Origin of the sequence: Providencia sp. Je.9.19, from assembly GCF_051129765.1 — a bacterium.
Lineage (GTDB): Bacteria > Pseudomonadota > Gammaproteobacteria > Enterobacterales > Enterobacteriaceae > Providencia.
In genome coordinates, this window is sequence record NZ_JBCPSS010000047.1 from 1 (window position 1) to 351 (window position 351).

Annotated in this window: 1 protein-coding gene; it reads left to right on the plus strand. The window is 43.0% G+C overall.

What is annotated here, in order from left to right:
* Positions 1 to 275 (plus strand): fimbrial protein (locus tag AAZR93_RS21660; protein WP_434721048.1); only part of this gene is annotated, 275 nt, incomplete at its 5' end.
* Between the last annotated feature and the right edge of the window lie 76 nt (positions 276 to 351).

Consider the following 351-nt stretch of genomic DNA (forward strand, 5'->3'; position numbering starts at 1 on the left):
CCCATGAGGGCGACAACTGGCAAACGTTCTCAGTCACTTTTGATGGCCCTGCAAACGGCGAGTGGTTTAGCGTTTCAGGGGCAGCAAAAGGTGTCGCATTATCACTACAAGATGCATCTGGACAAACCGTACGCCCAGGTTTGGCAACAGTAAAACAAGAAATCAAACCAGGTAATTATGTCCTTAATTATGGTTTAAGGCTGGTCTCCGATGAAACCCCACTGCGTCCAGGGGAATACCAGACAGCAATTCGCTTCAAACTCGATTATTACTAATAAAAAATGCTGAATTTTTCCTGATACTGATCTTTAGGGATGTTACTTATGTCTTTGTTTAATGCTTACTTACCTA